Here is a 23,415-nt window from a genome sequence, read left to right on the forward strand (position 1 = left end):
GCCTGAGCCGTCGGGGCCTGCTGGGCGGTGCCGACGACGACGTCCTGGCTGACGGACTGCTGGACACGCTGGGCGGCCGGGCTGTCATCCGCCGCGAAGGTGGCGGTGCTGACGGTGGCGAGAGCGGCGGCGGCGATCAGGGTCTTGATGGTGTTCATGATGATTTCCTCGATGAAGATGAAGTGATGATCAGTCCTGGAAATGCAGGTCAGGGATGATGGTCAATCAGACGTTGCTGTCGCTCAGGGCGTGCTGAACGCGGGTCGCGGCGACGCTCTTGCCAGCGTCATTGTCGAAGGCCTGTTCACGACTGGCGGTAGCGCTGCCTTGCCCTTCAATGGAGGACTGGGTCAGGGCGGTCTCGACACGACCTGCCGCGACGCTCTTGCCGGTCTCCGCGAAGGTGGCCTGAGCCGTCGGGGCCTGCTGGGCGGTGCCGACGACGACGTCCTGGCTGACGGACTGCTGGACACGCTGGGCGGCCGGGCTGTCATCCGCCGCGAAGGTGGCGGTGCTGACGGTGGCGAGAGCGGCGGCGGCGATCAGAGTCTTGAGATTCAGAGTTTTCATTGGGTTTTCCTTTCTATGTCCTGGGCAATATTGCCCTTGTGATGTCGTATGCAGTCTTGGCTGCATCCGTCTAGCTTGTTAACAGACTAATGATTATTGCGCTATCACACTAGCCGTGCTGCTGGCAGCTCACTGTTTCCATCAAAGAACCAGATTGCATTGCCTGGGCATTGCCCTGCTCCTGAGGAGTGTTGGTGAACCTCAAGATGTACAACCTTCAATCCTCTTCTGCATCACTTCTGTACAATCTTGAAGGTGCGGACATCCCATGATCGAGAGCGGATCAGATGCTTGGCACTGTCCAGGACACTGCCGTATGACGTTTAAACTTTGGTCGCAATCATCAGAAAGGCATTCATCAGCAACTTGTCCTCTTACCCTGCTGAAACCCTCACCGTTGTGCTTGATGAGTATTACGCTTGAGCAAACGGGTTGGATGCATGCCATCTTCAAAAAAGTCGCAGGCGTCTTGACAGATGCCTGCCGTCGACCAGATCCAGACTGCCGTTTCGTGCAATGTGGAGTGAGCGCATTGTGGACGAATCCCGCATCGGCACATATCCCCCCACTGGAACAGCATTGATTCCACTGGCGAACCAATAAAAGCCTGTATTGAACGTCTGGTCAGGCAGCAGTCTACGACTTTGGTAATAACCTCAGCGTTATCAATCGCTTACGAAACCCTCTGATGCTGTCCTCGGATCGCCCACTTGAGGCATGCCCTCACCTTTGCGCTACCGACGTTTCGTGACAGCCGGCAAAAAGGCATCGTCAGACACGAAAACGCGGGGCAATCCAAGGATTGCCCCGCGTTCAGTCAGCTAGCGTTGCGCGTATCTCAATAGCCCGGGTATTTCTCCCAGACCCACCGCTCGTCCTTGCCACCCCCGTCGGTATAGAGCTCCCAGCGAGCGCAATCGTGCAGGTCCTTGGCGACCTCGCCGATGACCTCTCGCAGTTCAAGCGGCTCCAGCCAATCAGCAGGTATCGCCTCTTCTCCCCATTGTGCCCCGAGCAGGTTGCCCGTGATGGCCCCCGTGGAATCCGAATCCCCATCATGATTGACCGCGATCTGGATCGCGGAGCGGAAATCCCGCGCGGTGAGTGCGCAATACACGGACATCGCCAGGGCCTCTTCCGCGATCCAGCCCAATCCCAGCATCACGACAGCCACCTGCGGCGCAGTGTCGGACTCGGCAAGCTCGCAGGCTTGCTTCAGGGCCTGCATGGTCTCTTCGCAACCTGATTTGCGCTCGAGAATGCGCATGGCGTGCGCAAGTGCCTGTGTCATCGAGTCACCCGCCACCAGGCATTGGGTCATCACCGCCAGCACCCCGCCCGTCAGCTGACCGGTCACGTGGCCATGGGTCAGCGCGCAGACCTCTTCCCCGAGCGCGAAGCACATCTCATGGGAGGCTCCCATCACATGCGCGAACAAGCCGACGGGTGCCACGCGCATCACACCCCCACAGCCCTTGCTGTCGTTCTGCGCGGTGTCACTGTAGGTGCACACCTGCTTGAGCGCGGACAGACACGTCATGCCCGGGGCGCGGCGCGAATGCAGTGCCGGCTGCTTGATCAACCAGCCACTGTCCAGCCATTCCTGTTCCGTTGCCTTTTGCGTGCGTTCCCCTTGGGTGTACAGCCAACGTTCATAGGCACTGTTGACCAGGCTACCTTGCGTCGTGATGCCTCTCAGACAGCCGCGTACGTGGCTACGCAACAGACCCTCGGCGGTAAACAGTGTCATCTGCGTATCATCGGTAATCCGCCCCAGCCCGCCATAGGCCGGTGCGTAATCGCGTATTCCTTCACTTCCGAAGCGCGCCTGGATCTCCTCGTGCGACAGGAACTCCACTGCCGCCCCCAGCGCATCTCCCACCGCACCACCCAACAGGCAACCCCGAAACCGCGATGTCGTTTCAAGCGTCATGTCCCTTTCCCCTTCAATGGCCATCAAGATGGCATCAACGACCCTCAACACGGCTTACGCTAGCAGCAACGGCACCTTTGCGGAAAAACGCCCACATCCGGTGGTGCACATAATCAGGCAGAACTGGATAGGCCCCCAGTATCGGTGAGCACTGAGGATGACAGCGACGACGATGGACACCTTATATAGAAGAACGGCCGCCCAGGGGCGGCCGTTCTTCTTGCGGCAGTCATGACCTCATGCCCTCATGACGTCCTGCCGCGTGCCTGTCAGCGATGACTCGGCTGCTCGGCGCAGGCAAATTCTCAGGAGGCAAGCTCGAGAATGTCGTCATACAGCGCCCGGGAGAGTGTGACGCCCTCCTCCAGATGCTTCTGGCGAGCCTGATAGCGACGCTCGGAGGAAAGACGCGCGCCCTGCTGCTTGACCAGGTCGAACAGCCGTTCAGAGCGCAGCATGTGCTGCTGGGGGCTACCCCCCGTGAGACGCGCCGGGTCCATCGCGATGATCATCTCCCCATGATACGGCAGGCTGCCCTTGCCTTGATCATGCTCGCTGGATTCGATACTGAGCATGTCACCGATCAGCGGCCCTGCGATCAGCTCGATCATGATCGCCAGCGCAGAGCCCTTGTGCTCACCGAACGGCAGCATCGCGCCATGATCCAGCACCTCGGCCGGGTCACGGGACGGCGTACCGTCTCGATCAACCCCCCAGCCCAGCGGAATCTCGTCCCCCTGACGACGATGCAGCTCGATATCGCCACGTGCGATGGCACTGGTCGCGAAGTCGAACACGTAGGGATTGCCATCCCCGCGCGGCCAGCCGAAGGCAATGGGGTTGGTGCCCAGCAGGGGCTGGCTGCCTCCATGCGGCGCCATGTACGACTGGGTCGGGTTGCAGGCGATGGCTACCAGCCCTTCCCGCGTCAGCCGCTCGATCTCGACCCACAATGCCGTGCCATGCACGCAATGGTTGATGGCCAGAATGGCAATCCCATTGGCTCTCGCCTTGCTGAGCAACTCAGGCACGCCCTGCTGGAAGGCCAGCGATGAGAAACCACCCTTGGCATCCACCTTGACGACGGAGGGCGCCGTATCCTCGACCACCGGCACGGCGTCCGGCACCACTCCTCCATTGTTCAGCGTGGCCACGAACCCCATCAGGCGATAGAGCCCATGGGAGCGACAGCCATCCATCTCGGCCGCGACCAGCGCATCACTCATGGCCTCGACATTCGATTCGCTGAAGCCATGGCGTGTCAGCACCTTGTGGCATAGCGAGGTGAGCGCCTCTCGATCGAGATTGATGTCCATTTCAGTATCTTCGTGCTTTGCATCACTCATGCGAACGCGTTCCTTTTCGATAAGGCGACCATCATTTCCAGGACGGCCCGCTGATGGCATCAGGCAACCACAGCGCAAGCCCCGGGAATGTGAGAATCAACGCCAGTACCACCAGCTGCAGGACGATGAAAGGCACGACCCCCTTGTACATGTGCTTGAGCGTCACTTCGGCAGGCGTGATGGCGCGTAGATAGAAGATGGAGGGGGCAAGCGGCGGGGTCAGATAGCTCGTCTGCATCACGATGAGGAAGGCCACGCAGAACCAGATCTCATCAAACCCGAGCAGACCGATGACCGGCATGGCCACGGGGATGACGATCAGCACCACCGAGATCATGTCGAGCACGAAACCGGCCAGGAAGGCGATCAGCAGGATGGCACCGAGAATGAACCATGGGCTCATGCCGGTATCCAGCAGCAGCGACTGAACGGTCGCCATGCCACCGGAGGCGAAGAAGACACCGGCGAACATGTTGCCACCCAGCACGATCAGCAGAATCATGGCGGTGATGTTGAGCGTGCGTATCGCGGCATTCCACAGGATGGACAGCGTGAGGTTGCGATAGCCCAGCGCCAGCAAGACAGAGCCTAGTGCACCACAGGCTGCCGCTTCCGTCGGCGTGGCGATGCCCATCAGAATCGTGCCCAACACCACCATGATCAGACTCATGGTCGGCAGCAATGCACTCAGGGTGATGGTGAGCAGCTTGCCCCAGCCCGGATGTTGCTCATCTTCCTTGAGTCGCGGCGCAAGCGCAGGCTTCAGCGCACAGACCACGACGATATAGACGAGGAACAACAGCGCCATCAGAAGCCCCGGAATCAGCAGACCACTGAACAGTGAACCGACGGAGACACCCGCGACAGGCCCGAGAATGACCACGGTAATGGAAGGCGGAATCGCCGTGCCCAATGAGCCACTGGCGCAGATGGTGCCGGAGATGAGTGACTTGTCATACTGATGCTTGAGCATGACCGGCACTGCCAGCATGCCGATCACTGCCTCGGTCGCCCCGACGACGCCGCTGGCAGCCGCGAAGATGGTCCCCATGATGACCGCACCGACCCCCAGCCCACCCGGCAACCGGCGCGTCCACAGATGGATGGCACCGAACAGCCGCTCGGCGATGCCGGAATTCTCGAGCATCGCGCCCATGAAGATGAACAATGGCACGGCCGCCAGAATGGAGTTGGACGCCGTGTCTTCGATCTTGGTCAACAACTGATAGGCAGCGGCATCACCGAACTGAGCGACGCCGAAGACCGTCGCGACGACGATCATCGAGAAGGCGATCGGGAAGCCGAGCACGATCAGCGCGATGAGGGCCGGGAACATGATCAGGGCAAGGAAATCGCTCATGAGGACACCTCCGCGCCATGATCATGGCCCAGCAACGTGCTCCAGAGTTTGAACATCTCCGCGATCACCTGCAGCGTCAGATAGACAAAGCCCAGCCACCACACCCCGAAGACTGGCCAGATCACCGGATTCCAGGCCGAGCGACCAGAGCGCTCATTGCTGGAGAAGGCCTCGATCGCATAGAACGAAAGCTCCCAGACCAGCCAGCCCAGTACGGGGAGCAATACGCCATAACAGGCCAGATGCACCCCGGCTTTCAGACGTGGCGAAAAATTCTGACTCAACACATCCACACTGACGTGCTGGCCCACGCGAAGTGCATTCGCCATGCCAAACATGAAGATGGCGCCCATCACCATGTAGCTGACCTCGAACGCCCACAGGGTGGGCCTTCCCAGCACATAGCGACTGAAGACCTCATAGACCAGCGCAAGCACCAGCGGCAGTATCAGGACAGCCCCCAGATACCCCGCCCAACGGGTTTGACGCTCAATGGCATCGACTATTTTCATGACAACCTACCGAATGACAGTCAGGGGGAAGCACAGGCAAGGGCCTTGCCTGTGCCGGAAACGTCAGTTCCTGCGGGGTTCAGCGCCCCATTTCCCCGATCGGCAGACGGTAATCCTGCCAGGTGGTCATGCTGTCCTTGAAGGCACGTTGTGACTCGAGCACGCGCGCGAACCACTCGTTCTCACCCGCCTTCTCATCTTCCCAGGCACGTGTCTCTTCGTAGATGGCATCGATGAAGGATTGATCCAGCTGCACGATTTCGTTGGGTCCCTCTTCCAGCTCCTTGAAGGCCTTGAGGTCGGCATAGGAGCTGTCGAGCCAGGATTCGAACACGCTCAACTTGCCGGCAAGACGCAACTGACTCTGCTGGGCTTCGCTCAGGCCATCCCAGGCATCGACATTCACTTCGCACTCGAGGATGCCACCGGACTGGTGGACGCCGGGCAGGATGACGTACTGCGCCACGTCCTGGAAGCCGGTCGGCTTGTTGAGCTCCGGGCTGCCCCACTCCGCGGCATCGATGACGCCACGATCCAGCGCCGTGTAGATGTCACTGCCCGCCATCACCACGGTAGAGGCCCCCAGGCGCGAGGCGATTTCCGCCCAGGCACCGGATGTTCTCAGTCTCAGTCCCTGGAAGTCTTCCAGCGTCTGTACCTTCTTGCTTGAGTGCAGGAATATCTCGGTGCCCAGGGTGGAGCACGGGAAGGCCACGACGCCGAAGACTTCACGACGGAACGCTTCATAGAGCTCGACACCGCCACCCTCGTACATCCACAACATGAACTCTTCCGGCGTCAGGCCACTGGAGTGCCCAGCCAACAGCGCCGCCGTCGGGTCCGTCCCGTAGTCATAGTTGATGTAGTTGTGGCTGACCTGCGCGACACCGGACTTCACGGTATTGGTCACGCGCAGCGCGCCACCCAGCGTACCGCCCGGGAACACCTGAATGCTCACGTCACCATTGGTCAGCTCATTGGCATAATCGGCAAACGTCTTGGCATCTCGCTCAAGCCAGGGGCCGCCCCCCCAGGGAGTTGCCATCTTCCACTCGATATCGGCGGCCTGGGTGGTCGCGGTGACCAGCAGACCGGCTGCGATGCCCATGCCGAGCACATTTTTCGTGAGGCTATGCATTCTTGTTTTCCTCGTATTGTTCCAGTCGAAGGTGATTCCGTCTCTGAGCGTCTTGCACCGCAGTACGGGCATCCCCCATCTCACGATGCCCGCGATCACACATTCTCTCGCAGGAAGACCTCCACCGGGCGCGACATGACGTCCACGAAGGCGAGCAGATCCACCACCAGCAATTTCACTTCAGGAACCAGAGTTGCATATACGCAACATTGCGTCAAATGTGAATATTGGCTCGACATTTTGCACGAGGAAGCTCTAAATGAACCCTATCAAGACCTACGAGCACGCCGCTTCCCCATGACTCGGCACGCGGTGGCAAGCGCTTTTCAGTCGACAGGCGCTGCGCACTGACAACGCTCAGGGACCCGACAATTGCAGACGATCACGATGGAGCACGCTGACATGACATCTCACCAGGAAACGCCGATCGCTCTGAAGCACAGAGAACGCAAGGCAGGCGCCATTGGTGACAACCTCAAGGCGCTACGCAAGGAGAAGGGACTGACCATCGCGGCCGTGGCCAGCGCGTCAGGAATCTCGGCGGCCAGCGTGTCGAGAATCGAGAATGGACGTATCTCACCGACCTTCGAGGCGATCGTGAATCTCGCCAAGGGCCTGAAGGTGGATGTCAGCGAGCTGTTCTATCACACGGAAGACACGTCATTTCGGGGGTGGCTCGCCCTGACGCGAGCGCAGGAGGGAGACGTCATCGAGACGCCCAACTACCGGTATCGGCCGCTTTGCAACAATGTGGCGTCCAAGGAGTACATGGTATTGGAGACCACGGTGCTCAATCGCAGTCTCGAGGAATTCGGCGGCCTGCAGAAACACTCCGGCCAGGAACAGATCATCGTGACCAGCGGCGAGGTGACCGTCTGGACCGAGCTTTACGACCCCATCCATCTCAAGGTCGGCGATAGCCTGGCCTTCGACAGCACCCTCGGACACGCCATCACCTACAACGGCGACACCCCGGCGACCATGACCTGGGTATGCAGCGCCTACGCCTGAAGCCACTGCCGGCAAACGGCGCATGCAAAAAGGGCCTCATGAGAGGCCCTTTTCTTGAAGCTGGCTTGAGCAGCCGAGAACAACGATCCGAGTGATCAGCGATTGAGGATGATCGCAGTGATCGCGCCCCCGGCAACGGCCGCCAGGACATAGCGCCCATCAATGTTCAACCAGCGATGTCCGCGCGGCGGCTTGGACAGGTGACGGTGATGCCAGTCCTTTACCCAATAACGCTGATCGGAATAATAGTGACGCGGCAGGTGGTCGCCACGACGCCAATGATGATCACGGCGCGCCTCGTGGCGGCGTTCTTGATGCTTGTGATGTTTCTTGTAGTGCTTCTTGTGATGGTGCTTGTCGTGATGACCATGTCCATGTCCATGGCCATGACCACGATCATGCGGCCCGGCCTGCGCCAGGGGAGCGCCCATCAGGGAAACGATCATCATCAGAATGGTCAGTGTGCGTGTTCGCATGGCTGGCCTCCTCGCAATGCCCCGCCGCCCTGTCGGCGCCGGGTGTCAATAAGGGCATTTCCTGATTAGGAAACAGTGTTGCATAACCTTATCGACATCCCGAGGAGGCCGCAAGATGTCTCAATTTTCGCGATCTTTGTCGTTATTTCGTGCATATTCCGTCGCCTGGCGCCGAAGTTGATGTCGCTTCTACCCAACACCCTACTGCCTTGCACCATCTCTCTCGGTGAGCGGTCACGGTACCGCCATGCCTGTCTTGCGCACTTCGCTCGCTCCTCCATTGCCTCCCCCATTGCCTCCTCAGTGCCCGAGTACCTGCCAGGGAATCGATAGCGAGTCATGCACCACATTGGTTCACCCAAACCCTGCTCGACCCGGTCTCTCATCACCTTCTCTATAGGCAGGTTTCGCCAGGACACCAGGTTTCCATCGCCGGACAGAGCGTGAGAACGGAAAAATCCACTTTGCTGAATCGTGTCATTGAACACCGACATTTCCCCGTAACCCCACGTTTCATGAGGCCTTCAGCCCCTTCGAGACCAGAATCTCCGAGATCACCCGGGGACATAGCCCAAAGTTCAAGCACGCGGGCTTTGCGTTTTGATGACCATTCATCGATCATTTGCACCACACCTGAGTCATTTGATCGATAAAAGACGATCTACCCCTGTCATCGCCGATAGGAACGCCAAGGCGGCTGCGTGACACCTCGGGTAGGAGCAGCAAGACAAGCCGTAAAAAAACAGGAGCCAATCATGGCCAGTACTGCGCCAGATTTGGATCGGCAGATCGCCCATATGGACGACGAGCTACTGCCGGTACCACGTCACAAACTGCACCGGTGGCCGCACTTTGCCGGTCTCTATGCCGCCGAGCACGTTGCCGCGACCGAGTTCGTCATCGGTGCCACCTTCGTGGCACTCGGTGCCGGTATCTGGGATATCCTGCTGGGCCTGCTGATCGGTAATGGTCTGGCGGTACTCAGTTTCTGGTTGATCACCACACCGATCGCCATCGAGACTCGCCTCAGCCTCTTCACCTATCTCCACCGCATCGCCGGGGATTCGATGTCTCGGCTGTACAACTGGGCCAACGTGATCATATTCACCGCCATCTCGGCGGCCATGATCACCGTCTCCGCCACGGCGGTCAGGCTGTTGTTCGACATACCCGCCCAGACCCAGGCCTACCCCACCAGCTTCGAGTTCATCCTGCTGGCGCTGGCCGTTGCCGCCATCGTAGTACTGGTTGCCGTCTATGGCTTCAATGCCCTGACGGAATTTGCCAGCATCTGCGCTCCCTGGCTGATGCTGATGTTCACCGTCGGCGGCCTGGTGCTGCTGCCGGAACTGGCCGAGTCCGTCACCGGCAACACCAGCCTGGACAGTTTCTCGAGTTTCATTGATGTCGCTGGCAGTACCGTCTTCACCGGGATCAATTCCCAGGGCGAGGCAGGCATCGGTATCTGGGAAGTCATCGGTTTCTCCTGGGCGGCCAACACCTTCTCCCACTTCGGTCTGATCGACATGGCGCTGCTGCGTTATGCCAAGCGCATGCGCTCCGGCCTTGCGACCAGCACCGGCATGATGTTCGGTCACTACGTCGCCTGGATCTCCGCCGGTCTGATGGGCGCCGCTACCGCTGCCGTCGCGGGTATCAGCATCGATGTGCTGGAGCCGGGTGAAGTGGCACTGCACGCCCTTGGCGCCGCCGGCTTCGTGATCGTGGTCGTCGCAGGCTGGACCACCGCCAACGCCAACCTGTATCGCGCGGGCCTTGCCGCACAGTCGGCCATGCCGAACCTGTCGCGCAACAAGGCGACGCTGGCCGTGGGTATCTGCGTTGCGGTACTCAGCTGCTTCCCGTTCGTCTATCGCAGCATGCTGCCGCTGCTGACCTACGCCGGTCTGGTACTGGTGCCGGTCGGCGGGATCATCTTCGCTGAGCATCACCTGTTCCCGAAACTCGGCTTCAGCCGTTACTGGGCGCGCTACAAGGGGGTGAAGCACAACACGCCGGCGCTGGCGACCTGGGCGCTGTCTCTGATCTTCGGCTTCGGTCTCGAGATGGTCGACGTGATCCCGTTCTATTATCTGTTCCTGCCGACCTGGTTCGTCTCCATCATTCTCTACACCCTGATGGCCAAGTCCGCCGGCGCCGCTGAGTCCTATCCGGAAGCTGAAGCCACCGAAAAGCACTTCCAGGAGCGAGTCGATGCCTTCCACGCCAAGCAGGCCGACACGACCAATCATGCCCCGGTCAAGGACACATCAGGTCTGACCAAGGTCATCCGAGCCATCTGGATGGTGATCGGTCTCGTCATTCCCCTGGTGCTGGCGCTGCGCGTGCTGTTCGGCAGCCCGGACCTGGCAAGCTACGAAGCGAACCGCGAGCTGTTCTATGACGTGACCATCTGGTCGACGATCATCTACTTCATCTTCGCGTACTGGGAACTGCAGCGCAGCAAGGCGCTGTTTAACAAGCAGTCCCCGAAGCAAGCGGCCACCGCTGGCTGAGTCGGCAGGGGACACGCAAGTCCCCTGCCTGGTCCGCGGCGAAGGTAGCCTGACTCATGAGGGCAACCTTCGCCGCTGGCCGTTACGACCTACCCTTTCTTTACCCATCTTGACCCGACCGCGATATGCGGCAGGAGACCTCCCCCCATGACTCGTCTCTCCAATGCCAGTCTGACTCAGCTGGACGCCAAGGTTGCCACCCCGAACTATGATCGTGCTGCGGTCAGCGCCGGCATCGTCCACTTCGGCGTGGGCGGCTTCCATCGTGCACACCAGGCCATGTATCTCGACGAGCTGATGAACCAGGGCAAGGCACTGGACTGGGGCATCGTCGGTGTCGGCGTGATGCCGGGCGATCGCCGCATGCAGGAAGCCCTGTCCTCTCAGGACCACCTCTACACCGTCGTGCTCAAGCACCCGGACGGCAACTACGAGCCGCGCGTGGTGGGCTCCATCATCGATTATCGCTTTGCCCCGGACTCCCCGGATGCCGTGATCGAGCTGATGGCCGACCCGGCGATCCGCATCGTCTCGCTGACCGTCACCGAAGGTGGCTACAACTTCCACCCGGTCAGCGGCGAATTCAATCTCGAGAACGCCGACGTCCAGCACGACCTGGCCAACCCGGGTGAGGCCAAGACCAGCTTCGGCCTGATCACCGAAGCCCTGGCACGTCGTCGCGAGCGCGGCGTTGCCCCGTTCACCGTGATGTCCTGTGACAACATCGAAGGCAACGGCAACGTCGCCCACAAGATGTTCACCGCCTACGCGCGTGCACGCGATGCCGAACTGGCCGCCTGGATCGAAGCCGAAGTGCCCTTCCCCAACTCCATGGTCGACCGCATCACGCCGGTGACCACCCCGGATGACATCGAAGAGCTGTCCTCACGCTTCGGCGTGGAAGACGCCTGGCCGGTGGTCTGCGAGCCTTTCACCCAGTGGGTGCTGGAAGACCACTTCGCCAATGGCCGCCCGGCCTTTGAAGATGCCGGCGTGCAGCCGGTGGAAGACGTCGAACCCTATGAGCTGATGAAGCTGCGCCTGCTCAACGCCGGCCACCAGGCACTGTGCTACTTCGGCTATCTGGCCGGCTATCGCTACGCCCACGAAGCCTGCAACGACCCGCTGATCGTCGACTTCCTGCTCGGCTACATGAACGAGGAAGCTCGCCCGACGCTGGCCCAGCTGCCGGGTATCGATCTCGATGCCCACTGCCAGACGCTGATCGAGCGTTTCGCCAACCCGGAAGTGAAAGACACCCTCGCGCGCCTGTGCGCCGAGACCTCCGACCGCATTCCGAAGTTCCTGATCCCGGTGGCCCACGCACAGCTCAAGACCGACGGTGAACTGCGTCGTACCGCGGCTGTCGTGGCCAGCTGGGCACGTTATGCCGAAGGCGTCGACGAGCACGGCGAGACCATCGACGTGGTCGACCCGCTGAAGGACGAGCTGATGGAACGCGCCAGCCGTCAGCGCGAAGAGCCGACCGCCTTCCTGGACAACCGTGAACTGTTCGGTGATCTGGTCGATCAGCCGCGCTTCCGCGATGCCTACCTCAAGGCCCTGAAGAGCCTGCACGACAACGGTGCCCGCGCCACGCTGGAAATGCTGGTGGCAGACGCCAAGTAAGCTTCACGCGAAGTGAACTGGCCTGTGGGGGATGACGAGACTGTCATCCCCCACAGGCGTCAGCAGAAAGACAAAAAGCGAGACAGGCCACCGCCTGTCTCGCTTTTTTTGTGCCTCATGCCACGCCTTTCCTCACACCAGCGCGACGGTCCACAACCCTGCCAGCATGACGCCGATGCCGACCCACTTGACCATGGCCGCACGCTCGCGCAACCAGACCACGCCGAGCACCACCCCAAGCGGGATCGACAACTGACGCATGGCGACCACAAGGCTGACCTCTTCCGTCAGCGTCATGGCGATCAATACCAGCCCATAGGTCGCCATCACCATCACGCCGGTCAGCAACATGCTGCCCCGCTCGCCCCGCCACAGCATCGGCAGGCGACGACGCTCAGTCGGCAACAGCATCACCATAGGTGCGCCCCAGGCGACCGTCATCATGGCCTGTAACACCAGAAAGACAGCGCCTGCAGACGTCGGCGAATATCCGACACTCAGCATGATGTCGAGCGCCTGCTTGTCGATCAGCGAATAGCCGGTGGTCCCCAGCGCTGCCAGCAACGCGAACCCCAGCGCGGGGGTCAGATAGGTTCTCGCTCGCAAGCTCTGCGGACTGCTCAAGGGCAACATGAGCGCACCGAGCACGATCAGCCCCATGCCGGTGAAATCCGACACTGTCAGCGCCTGGCTATCCAGCAGGCTCAAGGAGACCAGCGGCACCAGCACTACGGGCAAGGCACGCGCGATGGGATATAGCACACTGACCTCGCCGCGCGCATACGCCCAGGCGAGCCCGCCCATGTAGAGCGCCTGACACAGCCCCGTGGCCACCAGCCAACCCCAGAATTCAGCGGGCAGCACGGCAAACGACGGCCCCAGCCCCAGCAACGGCGCAAAGATCAGCGCACCACTGGCCATGGCCAGCATGAAGAAGGCCAGCGACGGCGCTCGGCCCTTGCCCAGCAGGTTCCAGCCGGCATGCAAACAGACCGAGATCAGGATGAGTCCCAAAGCCAATGAACTCATGAGACACGCATTGCGTTCAGGATTCCCCAGGCATGGGTAATCGCCTGAACACTGTGACGTGAGCGGCAAGCCAGGCGGCGATTATGATTACGCATGTCTTCTTCCTTGTACGAGAAAAACGCCATCAGCTCGCAGAGACTGGCTCCCACGTGACGGCAAGGATGAGGCGCTTTCTGACGGAATGCCGTCAGCACAGCTCGTCCCCAGGCAGTGGACAGGTGATCGCGGAAGACACCAGCGCGAGCCATCATCAGGCAAGGTCACCAGCCAGAGTGCGTTACCAGCCTTCAGCTGTGGCGTACTGGGGGCATCGGGCCGCCGAGGAGTTGGATTTGCCAAGACGCTATCACATTCGCAAGGTTCGCACTGATCGGGCATAGCTTGGCCTCACGGCTTTCTGGCTCGCCTAGCAAGCGCTCCCCCGCGGGCATTCGTGGTCGCCCTCTTTCTGCAGTAGGCTTGCGTGAGACTTTACTGATATGGGAGCCGCGACATGCATGACGTCAAACCCTTCGACCTCAGTCATCAGACCGCCGTGGTGACCGGTGCCAGTCGCGGTATCGGGGCCGCCATGGCGATCGCCCTCGCCGAGGCCGGCGCCGATATCATTGCCATCAGTGCCAGCATGACCGCCGACGGTGGTGATGTAGGTGAACGCATCCGCGCCCTCGGGCGCACCTTCCAGGGCATCGCATGCGACGTTTCCGACCGCAGCGCCATCCAGCAACTGGCTGTGCAGTTGAGTTCGACTCGGGTGGATATCCTGATCAATAACGCCGGCACCATCGAGCGCGCACCGTCCACCGAGCACACGGACGCGCAATGGGATCGCGTCATTGATACCAACCTCTCCGCCCCGTTCATCCTGACCCGCGAGATCGGCAAACAGATGGTCACGCGCGGCAGCGGCAAGATCATCTTCACCGCCTCACTGCTCTCCTTCCAGGGCGGCATCACCGTGCCGGGCTACGCGGCCAGCAAAGGCGGCATCGCTCAGCTCACCAAGGCTTTCGCCAATGAGTGGGCCGCTCATGGCGTCAGCGTCAACGCCATCGCACCGGGCTATATCGCTACCGACAATACCGAAGCCCTGCGACAGGATGCACAGCGCTCCCGCGACATCCTCGCGCGCATCCCCGCCGGGCGCTGGGGATCACCAGACGACTTCAAGGGCCCGGTAGTGTTCCTCGCATCATCCGCCTCGGACTATGTGCATGGCACCGTCCTGACGGTCGATGGCGGCTGGATGGCACGCTGACGCTCATGTCGACTGGAAACTACTGAAACAGACAAGGCGCAGCCTGAGATGGCTGCGCCTTGTCTTCAAGATGGAGATGTAGAGAGCGCAGGTCCTGCCAGTCAGCTCAGAACTCGCTGACGATGTTCAGGTACTGCTTCATGTCCCCAACCATGGCCTGCTCCAACAGCTTGCCTGTCTCGATGGCATAGGGCTGATGGAAGTGAATGTCCCACAGGTCTGACTCCGTGCGCCAATGCTCGTATATCACCAGCGTGTCGTCCTGCCCGTCGAGGGTATACAGATCAAACACGAGATTGCCCGGCTCCTCACTGCGCGTCTTCGCCACATGCGTGGTGAATTGCTGCAGCAACCGAGCGCGATATTCTTCCTTGATCTTGAAGATGAAGAAGATACTGAATACCTCATCTCCCGGCTGCACGTGCCTGGGGTTCGCCTCATGCAATGGCGCCGGGTCAGTATCGTTCAAGGGCATCACCTCGAATGGCGATGCCAACGCCGTGTCAGCCAGTTTCAGCAGGGCTCGCGCGTAGGGCTGATTCACATGTGCCTGATGCGCCTCAGCACTTGCCCAGCGCTCGTAGGCGAAGATGGTGGTGGGAGAATCCTTGGCCGCGAAGAAACGCATTTCCAGCATCCCCGGTTCAGCCGCTGAGCCCAGCTTGTTGTCAGCCAAGGCCTGCTTGAAGGTATCGAGTTGTTCGGGCTTGACGTCAAATTTCACGATCAAGGTGAGCATGGGAGATGCCCCTTATAGTCAATGGTTATCATCGGCCCAACGGCAAGAGCTGTTGCGTCACGTGGCAGCAGGCCTGTCTCGGGAAGTGACTGACACTATCTTTCGCTGCCTGGCTGAAAAACCCGCGGCGCGGAGAAAGACTTTCAATGAAACCTTGAACGTGAATGCAGCCCCTCCTCTGCAATGCGCCGCTTGAAACATGAAACCACGGTACTTGTGCAGATCCAGAACGAAAAATCCCGCAGCCAGGGCTACGGGATCATCGAACACAGATAATTCATCGACCAGCTCACGCCCTCACCCCAGGCCGTGCTTGCCACTCGCCGCAGAGATCAAGGCCGCCCCACATGCCGTATGGCAGCCGTGAAACGCTACCGGCTTCCCATTCAAGCTGATGGTGGGATGCCCCTCGATAATGCTGCAGGTGCTGTGGCCATCCTTGGGGCACGTCACCATGTCCCCCACCACTGCCACCGGCTTGCCCTCCAGCAGATAGTTGGACTGGGCAGACACCACCTTGCCGCCATGTGTCGTGCTATCACCGAGCACGATAACGCCATCGCCGGAACTGAACATTGATGATACCTATGCTTTACTGAAAATTAATATTGTCAAACAGAATACAATTATTGATACATTATCCAATATTTATATCCAGCCCATAAAACTAAAGCGAGCGACACTAAACTACCGACAACAAAACAAATCGTTGGCCACGTTTCTTCCCAAAAATTATTATCTGCATTGTCTTTGGATTGTTTACTATATTCGTCGTATGCAACATTTTTATGTTGCATATTAATCCATTCGGGCCAAACTGGAAGCTGGCTAGTTTTAACTGATAATATTCTACACCAGATAAACAATACCATGATCGGAGAAGATAGTAATTGCAATACATAGTTTGGAGCTAGTAATGACATGCCTCTTATAATACTAAATTTAACGCTTTCTTTTTTATGCTTTATAGGCATGCATACTTTTATAATCTTTGAGCATTTCTTATATCCATCACCATCCTCCATATACATGCGAATGAATTCCCATAAAGCTAAGGCTTCTTCATAACCACCCCACGGTGGATAACCTAAAGTTACACAATGCTTTATTTCCCCACTTTCTTTATCTAATATATAGCCACGAATTTCATAAAAAAAACCAGATATCATTGATATCTTATTCTTAGCGACATGTATGACCAGATCATCCCAGTCAGCTTTTAAAAAACCTCCCTTGGGAAGAACAACATAAATTTCTTTCTTAATTCTATCTAACCTTATAGGGTAATATGTTTTTTGAAACCCCTCTAATAAAAAACCCTTTATACCCATGTACAAAAACGGAGTGGTGATGACAACCATGGCAGAATAGAAAAACCAAGCTTCAACTTGGTTTTTAGAAATAGTAGCAAATAGAAAGAGCAAAAGTCCAAACATTAAAGCACCAAGTAAACATATAGCATATAGCAAAGTATGACCTTTATGCGCATACCATCTATCTACTAACTCCATGTAAGTATTGTTAACTTCAACTACAGAAAGAAGATCACTTGGGGTATCATGTCCTTTGCTAGACTTAGATAAAATATTACTTAACTCGTACGCATTCATCTTTCTATCACTAGGCATTCTCAAATACTTAGATTCACTTAATCCTTTGATATCCATAAACCCCCCCTATATTTTTTTTAGTTCTTTGCTTTGAATTTCGAGGCTTAAATATGGCTCATCTGAATCTCCAAAATAAGATCGGCTGATCCAACTCTGTACGTCATCATCGAAGAACTTACCAATTGCCCAATTAATGCCAATCACAATGGCCGCAGCAAGTAAACTCAACCAAAGAAATGAACCACCTAAGCTAAGTAGGTAAATAGAGCCTAGACCCAACACGGCAGACGAGAAGTAAGCTAAACTCAACATATATTTGTCTTTTGTATACGCTTTATATGCAGACTTAAAATCAAGTGCCGCAAACAATACACCAGAAATAATGCCAAGTGCTCTACCTAACATTTCTGAGTATCGGTATAGTCTTGTTTCTTTAAAAGTAGAGAATTTGTTTAAAGAAATAGATCTTTTTGTAAACACAGCCTTAACAACATCAGCCATAGCACCAATTATACCGAAGCCAATAGCTGCCAACTTAGTATATAGTAATATTTTTTTCTCTCCAGGCTGCGTTTCAGACAATGCCCTCAGTTGAGTACCTAAAGACAATGAACCTATAATCAAAGAAACAGCACTTAAGCCTACGTCGTGGCTTTTTATATAATCCGAAAAAGCGCCGTTCTTACGCTCAGAAGCCATATAATCAACGCCATTACTGTCTATCATATTTTGAGAGATACTTTTTAAAGAACTCCCTGAATGAATATCCATATTTACTAAGGCGTAGTGCTCGTAAGTTATATGGTAATCCCACCTGCCATTTCCTACATGTTTCGCACCACGTCCCTCTCTACGTGTCAACAAATCCATTTCTCTATAAAACTGTTTAGCCGGTATTTTTTCTATATCTGGATTTGCTGAAATCATACTTCTCCGTAACACCTTGTACAACTCGCGCTTGTTACTAGCAGAGACTTTAACATTAACGATTGCTTTTTTAGAGATTGCACCAAGGAGAAGAAAGATAGGCCTCTTAAATTTATTTATATTCTTTTCTGATAAACTATGCACGCATGAAGAAGATATTATACCAATCAACTTTGAGCTTACCTCGCGAGCATCTGTTATTTTATCTAAAATAGCTGATGTTCCATCAAGTACACCGGCCCAAGGTAAATTGACAGCATCCTCACCTGATATTGTCGTTTTTTCAATTCCAGACTGAATTATATCTTTCAATTCAGACTGATCTAAAACCAAAGATCTTAGCAAGAGATTACTGTGCGATATTTTTTCTGACTGCAACCAATCGACATATTGCTGGCTAATATTAGAGTATTTTTGCGTATCTGAAACGCACCTTAATATAATCAATCCAAAAGATATCCCTGAATAAATATCTTTATTATCATGATTAGAATCTATGCATAATAGTAGACTCCTTGAATTTATCCAAGCTAAATGCACCATAGAAAGAGGCTGTATCAGCTTACTCTCTAACTCTTTTGTCTTCCTGCTTAATATGTCTCTCTCCCAAACTTCTTTCTTGGTATTTCCGTCTTTATCATCCGCCATGCGATCACTATAACTTTTCCAAACGCTATCTGAGTTGTATTCAGCAGAGTCCCCTAGGTAAGTATCAATTACTCTTTGCTCAAGATACTCATCAAAACCAATATCAACATTGCTTTCTGAATATTGCTCACCTATATATTCTATAGCTCTAGTTTTTTTTACACTTGTCACCGCTGCTTCAACTGTAGAGTCTAAATATGCACTCCTTGCAGCACCCTTTACGGCTCTTTCAATTGAATCAATTTGTATGGATGTTGAGAGAGGCCACTTTATATCAGGCTGTTCATTAAATTCATCCAATAACTTGTTCATCAACATTGCGACATCTGAGGTGATTCCAACAGGATCATCTAAAGCAATCATCACAGCAGGGACGTCATCTACAGATTTACTATCGGCCCAGCTCACCAAATTATCGACATCACCAGCTATCCCATTGACTGGATCCAAGCTAAATTCGAGACCAGTCTCATCAATGGAGTCTTTCACTTGTTTATTTGTCAGCTCCTCAATCGATGCTTCAGCAACATATTGGGATACTGTACTAATTGATGAAGCATGACTGGCTTGTCCGCCACGCCATTCAGAAAGAGAGAGTTGGCGCATCTGATCACGTCGATGAGTCGATGTTCCTTCTATCTCCGCATTTGTTGCATGTTCGTGCCAGACCCGATTTGTCCAGGCAGTATCAGAAAAAGCAAGATAGATATTATCGGCGTTGGCAGCATCCGGTATGGTGATACAGCGCCCTGGGTATTGATGTGCTGAGTTATCCGTAGCACAAGAAAACTCTACTTCATTGGAAGGGGACTTGAGCTTATTGCTGACACCTTGTGTTGGATTTTCAGGATCCATTGCCACCAGCAATGAATGCTCTATCTCTTTGACATAGGCATAGAGATATCCCTTCTCTGTGACCACATAACCCGACCATGTCCCCGCCGCTTCGTTGTAGACGTAAAGGAAGCCAGCACGCATCAAGCGTAGCGTGTAGTCCTGCCCATCGGGCAACGTCGCGACATCTGTTACTCCTTCACCAAAGGGGCCATTGACGACTGGTGCGCGTGGCGCAGGGATCTTGCTGTCAGTGCGTGCGATGGCGTAGCGCACTGGCAAAATGGGCAGGCCTTCTCCACGGCAGAATGAACAATTGGCGATGGATGTCGTGTCGTCGGCGCTCATGGGGCCTCCTTGCGGGTAATGCGGGAATTCATGTCGGCTGCCAGGCGTTCCAGCACGGCAGCGTCGAGATCTTTGCAGGCTGTGATATAGCTGCCGCCTTGCTCACGAATGCGCTCAAGACGGGCGCGCAGTTCTGGATGGGCGTGAATATCGGGATGGTGGCAAACAGCCTGTTCTACGTAGCGCTGGCAGTCTCTATCGCTGGCCAGCGGAATGTTTCTGGCGCGGACGATCAGCTCATCGACCCAGCGCCACAATCTGGGCGTCTGAGGTTGCTGTGGCGCGAAGACTTGCAGATTCATCAGGCAGGCATTCAACAGGGTGATGCGGTCAATCTTTGCCCAGTGCTGCGGCTCCAGGAACAGATAACAGAACCGTGGAGGCGTCTCTGCTTGATAGCGCCGTCGCTGCCATTGACCGCCCTCGCCCTGCCAGCACCATGCAGAAATTGGCCCTAGCAGGCGATCCAGGTGCTCGTCTTGCCATTGCCAGCACAGGTGGCGAAACACGAGTGGATCGTAGAAGCGCAGCCACCAGCGCCGTGAGTCACCCTTGCGTCGTTGGACGAGGTGTTCTTGAAGATGCCTCGCCACACGTTCAGCCGAGGCTTGGGTCTCGAGAAGCGCACAGAAGAACGCACTACCCCGCTTTTGATAACGCTCGATGCGCGCTATCAGCGCGAGGCGTTGTTCCTTGTTGAGTTCATGGAGCCGAACCAGGCGCGGCATCAGATGCGAGCGTATCTTGGCAGCGGGATTCTCCAATGGCTGAGATGGCAGATCGCTCCAGTCCACCTCTTCCACCGTCAGCGGATTGAGCAAGGCGAATCGCTGCCGGGTCAGCAAATCTGCCAACGGCTCGCTGACCGTCTCGGTCGCAGGTTCGGCGAGAGTGCCGTCTCTCATCACTTGCGTCATGACAACTTCCTCATAACTCGACAGCGCCGGCGTTATCGTCATCGGCCCCTATCATCTGTGTCTCGCAGCCACCTTCGGGTAACTCAGGCATGGTGCCCTCCAGACTCGCAGGCCCCCCAAAACTGTGCTGTGCGCCTTTGACATCGACCTTGCCCGGCCCGTGCACTTCGATATTGCCGCCGCTCAGGCGGATATAGCCGCCACCACTGGTGAGCAGAATCTCGTTCTTGGCCTGGATGGTGACGGTGCCTTCGGTGGAGGTGATGGTCATGTCCTTCTCGGACGTGAGTTCCATGGCGTCACTCTGCGCCTGCACTTCCACCTTGCCCTTGGCGGCGAATAGCTTGATGCCGGCGCGCTGCACGAATAGCGAGAACTTTTCGGAGAGCGAGGCAATGAGGCTGCGGCCGGTGGCCAGATTGATGTCTTCGCCGCTGGTGATGCTGAGTGACTTGCCCTGCGCCAGATGGGTGGATTCCGGCGTACTCAGCGCGATGCCTGCCGGTGAGCTGACATGCAGCCAGGGGGCATCGAGACGTGCGGCTTCACCACGCCCGCCCGCGCTGGCGCTTGCGGCAGAGCTGCCATCGAAGTTGGTGCCGCTATCTGCCGCACCGTAACGCCCCTGGGCATCGTCACTGGCCTGCTTGAGGTTGATGCGCGACTCTAGCGCTTCTGCGTTGTGGCTGGTGGCACTCTCGCTGAGCGTATTGGAGAGCTGATAGGCGCTGGCCAATTGTTGCTGAGCGGGCGTGAGATCGAGCTGCTCGCCACTGGCGGCGATCTGTCCCCAGCTAGTCAGCAGCAGGCCCTGGTGCGCGCGGATGGCCCCATAGGCATCCGAACGCAGCTCGAAGCCGGTGCCGCGGAAGCTGCCGCGCGTATTGCCCTGCTGGTGGATCAAGTAGCCGAGGTTGAGCTGGGATTTCTCGTGTTCCGAGTTCAGGCGCACACGCTCCTGATCGGTGGCGTCATCGAACACCAGCTCGTTGTACTTGTTGCCGCGGTAGGTCTTGCTCTTGAGGCCGGAGAGCAGGCCGTTGGAGTGCCATTGTGGCGTCTGGTCGCCGTTGTAGACCCGCCCGGTGATCAGCGGTCGATCCACGTCGCCTTCGAGGAAGTCGACGATGACCTCCTGACCGATACGCGGCACGAACACGCTACCCCAGCCGGCACCGGCGTTGGGTTGCGCGACACGCAGCCAGCAGCTGGCGTCAGCGGCACCCTTCTCGCTGCGGTCCCAGTGGAACTGCACGCGCACGCGGTTGAGCGAGTCGGTGTGGATCTCTTCGTTCTCGGGGCCGACGACAATCGCCGTCTGCGGGCCACCCAGATTGGGGCGCGGATGATCGAGAGGCGGTCGGTACGGCTGACTGAGGCGCTGGCTCTCAAAGTCGATCAGATACTGGCCGGTGCCGACATCGGCGTAGTCTTCGTGGGCGCTTTCATTGAGGCCATGCGCCTTGCGTGCCTCGGCCATGCGCGCCTGCAGGCTACCCGGTAGCGCCTTGAGGTGTGCCGACACCGGCAGAGCATTCTCGGCACAAACGGTCAGGCCCAGCACCAGAAATTCGCGCTCACTGGAATCGCCGTCTTCATGGCGGGCGTGCTGGCTGAGTTCGAACCAGCGGCCGACCTTCAACTGGCGGGTCCCGCCGGCGCCGTAGAAGCGCTTGGCGCGGGATTCATGCGCCTCGAGGCGATTGACGGTCAGACGTTCGCCGCGCGAGTGATCATCAAAGTAGTACTCGCCGGGGTAGTCGTAGACTTCCTGCTCGCTGAGGTTGCCCTGATCGCTACGCGTGTCCTGGCCGGAACGTTTTTCCAGGCCCGGCTGCTTGTAATCGAAGGTGCCGAGGCTGACGCGGGTCGGTTGCTGCTGACGGCGGCCGCTCCACTGGGTGATGGAGTCTTCCAGTTCAGTGGCGTCCTGGCGATGGAAGCGGATGACTTGTGGCTCGACCGGTGCGCAGGTCGCGACATCGTCGGTGATGACGAGGCGGTGGCCATTGAAGTCGCTATCGTCAGTGGCATGTTCGAAGTAGTAGAACAGCCCTTCCTGCTCCATCAGGCGATTGACGAACTGGAAGTCGCTCTCGCGATACTGCACGCAGTAGCTGCGCGCCGGATATTCGCGGCGCAGGTCCAGCCGCCAGCCACCCTGGGCTTCGCCTTGCGCGATGGCGTGCTTCGAGAACACCGACTCGATCACCTCAACCGCAGTGAGGTCCTGGAAGATGCGGCTGTCGCGCCCGAGCTTGAGCATCGCCATCCACGGCACCAGCGTCAGCTGGTAATAGAAGACGCCGCCATCCTCACCGAGCAGTGCGGCGGACTCGACCAGCCCCGAGAGCTTGCGGTAACTGCCGTCGGCCTGACGCACCGAGAGCGCCGCCGGCTGGGCCATCAGGGTCTTGAGTTCGATATCACCGTTCTGGGAGATGCAGTCGAGGGTATAGGCGAAGGGACGCGACATGCGCTCTTCCCCCACCAGGCGATGCGGGATGAAGTCCGCGCCGCTCATCTCAAGCATGAGCAGGCGCTCGTTCTGATCCAGTGAAATCTCGAACGACTCCAGCAGGCTATCCAGCCAGGAATTCTCTGCCATCCTTAA

18 protein-coding genes are annotated in these 23,415 nt (G+C 57.2%); 4 read left to right on the top strand and 14 right to left on the bottom strand.

Translation table 11 applies throughout. The features are described from left to right. Positions 1–225: 225 nt before the first annotated feature. From HXS66_RS00010 to HXS66_RS00035, 6 genes are all read right to left on the bottom strand, one after another. The gene (locus HXS66_RS00010) at positions 226–570 is read right to left on the bottom strand and encodes a hypothetical protein (RefSeq protein WP_084208860.1); all 345 of its coding nucleotides are present in this window, start codon (positions 568–570) and stop codon (positions 226–228) included. Positions 571–1,408: 838 nt separating this feature from the next. Beyond that, a complete protein-coding gene (locus tag HXS66_RS00015) occupies positions 1,409–2,503 on the bottom strand; it encodes an ADP-ribosylglycohydrolase family protein (protein WP_255303004.1) in 1,095 nt (364 codons plus the stop codon). 305 nt (positions 2,504–2,808) lie between these two features. Beyond that, positions 2,809–3,849, bottom strand: a complete 1,041-nt coding sequence (locus HXS66_RS00020) for an Ldh family oxidoreductase (RefSeq protein ID WP_255303005.1) — start codon at positions 3,847–3,849, stop codon at positions 2,809–2,811. Positions 3,850–3,880: 31 nt separating this feature from the next. Next, entirely contained in the window at positions 3,881–5,209 is a 1,329-nt protein-coding gene (locus HXS66_RS00025; protein ID WP_084208862.1) for a TRAP transporter large permease subunit, read from the bottom strand. Then, positions 5,206–5,721 (bottom strand): TRAP transporter small permease subunit, encoded by a 516-nt coding sequence (locus tag HXS66_RS00030; RefSeq protein ID WP_084208863.1) that lies wholly within the window; start codon positions 5,719–5,721, stop codon positions 5,206–5,208. Before HXS66_RS00030 ends, HXS66_RS00025 begins: the two co-directional genes overlap by 4 nt. A 79-nt stretch (positions 5,722–5,800) precedes the next feature. Then, positions 5,801–6,859, bottom strand: coding sequence for a C4-dicarboxylate ABC transporter substrate-binding protein (locus tag HXS66_RS00035; RefSeq protein WP_176493149.1), 1,059 nt, complete (start codon positions 6,857–6,859; stop codon positions 5,801–5,803). Positions 6,860–7,261: 402 nt separating this feature from the next. Between HXS66_RS00035 and HXS66_RS00040 the strand changes: the two genes are divergently transcribed. After that, positions 7,262–7,870, top strand: coding sequence for a helix-turn-helix domain-containing protein (locus HXS66_RS00040; protein WP_176502569.1), 609 nt, complete (start codon positions 7,262–7,264; stop codon positions 7,868–7,870). A 95-nt stretch (positions 7,871–7,965) separates the two neighbouring features. Here HXS66_RS00040 and HXS66_RS00045 read toward each other — a convergent pair whose 3' ends face one another. Next, positions 7,966–8,346 carry an RcnB family protein gene (locus HXS66_RS00045; protein ID WP_176502570.1) on the bottom strand — a complete coding sequence of 127 codons (381 nt, stop codon included), beginning with the start codon at positions 8,344–8,346 and terminating at the stop codon, positions 7,966–7,968. Between the two features lie 755 nt (positions 8,347–9,101). Here HXS66_RS00045 and HXS66_RS00050 point away from each other — a divergent pair. Continuing rightward, on the top strand, positions 9,102–10,862 hold the full coding sequence (locus HXS66_RS00050; RefSeq protein WP_084208867.1) for a cytosine permease: 1,761 nt from the start codon (positions 9,102–9,104) through the stop codon (positions 10,860–10,862). A gap of 147 nt (positions 10,863–11,009) precedes the next feature. Then, complete coding sequence (locus HXS66_RS00055) at positions 11,010–12,491, top strand: mannitol dehydrogenase family protein (RefSeq protein WP_176502571.1); 1,482 nt, start codon at positions 11,010–11,012, stop codon at positions 12,489–12,491. 132 nt (positions 12,492–12,623) lie between these two features. On the opposite strand, the gene HXS66_RS00060 is transcribed toward HXS66_RS00055, so the two are convergent. After that, positions 12,624–13,520 carry a drug/metabolite transporter gene (locus tag HXS66_RS00060; RefSeq protein ID WP_176502572.1) on the bottom strand — a complete coding sequence of 299 codons (897 nt, stop codon included), beginning with the start codon at positions 13,518–13,520 and terminating at the stop codon, positions 12,624–12,626. Positions 13,521–14,013: 493 nt separating this feature from the next. Between HXS66_RS00060 and HXS66_RS00065 the strand changes: the two genes are divergently transcribed. Beyond that, positions 14,014–14,778, top strand: coding sequence for an SDR family NAD(P)-dependent oxidoreductase (locus HXS66_RS00065; protein ID WP_176502573.1), 765 nt, complete (start codon positions 14,014–14,016; stop codon positions 14,776–14,778). Positions 14,779–14,884: 106 nt separating this feature from the next. On the opposite strand, the gene HXS66_RS00070 is transcribed toward HXS66_RS00065, so the two are convergent. From HXS66_RS00070 to HXS66_RS00095, 6 genes are all read right to left on the bottom strand, one after another. Next, positions 14,885–15,517: a putative quinol monooxygenase gene (locus HXS66_RS00070; protein ID WP_176502574.1), complete on the bottom strand. Its 633-nt coding sequence runs from the start codon at positions 15,515–15,517 to the stop codon at positions 14,885–14,887. 297 nt (positions 15,518–15,814) lie between these two features. Continuing rightward, entirely contained in the window at positions 15,815–16,093 is a 279-nt protein-coding gene (locus HXS66_RS00075; protein ID WP_077377206.1) for a PAAR domain-containing protein, read from the bottom strand. Between the two features lie 50 nt (positions 16,094–16,143). Next, positions 16,144–17,184: a DUF6708 domain-containing protein gene (locus HXS66_RS00080; RefSeq protein WP_176502575.1), complete on the bottom strand. Its 1,041-nt coding sequence runs from the start codon at positions 17,182–17,184 to the stop codon at positions 16,144–16,146. A 9-nt stretch (positions 17,185–17,193) separates the two neighbouring features. Further along, positions 17,194–19,884: a T6SS effector BTH_I2691 family protein gene (locus HXS66_RS00085; protein ID WP_176502576.1), complete on the bottom strand. Its 2,691-nt coding sequence runs from the start codon at positions 19,882–19,884 to the stop codon at positions 17,194–17,196. Further along, positions 19,881–20,801 carry a DUF4123 domain-containing protein gene (locus HXS66_RS00090; RefSeq protein ID WP_176502577.1) on the bottom strand — a complete coding sequence of 307 codons (921 nt, stop codon included), beginning with the start codon at positions 20,799–20,801 and terminating at the stop codon, positions 19,881–19,883. The genes HXS66_RS00085 and HXS66_RS00090 overlap by 4 nt, the downstream gene beginning before the upstream one ends. A gap of 10 nt (positions 20,802–20,811) precedes the next feature. Further along, positions 20,812–23,409, bottom strand: coding sequence for a type VI secretion system Vgr family protein (locus HXS66_RS00095; protein WP_176502578.1), 2,598 nt, complete (start codon positions 23,407–23,409; stop codon positions 20,812–20,814). Positions 23,410–23,415 lie beyond the last annotated feature (6 nt).

Origin of the sequence: Cobetia sp. 5-11-6-3, assembly GCF_013374055.1 — a bacterium.
Lineage (GTDB): Bacteria > Pseudomonadota > Gammaproteobacteria > Pseudomonadales > Halomonadaceae > Cobetia > Cobetia marina.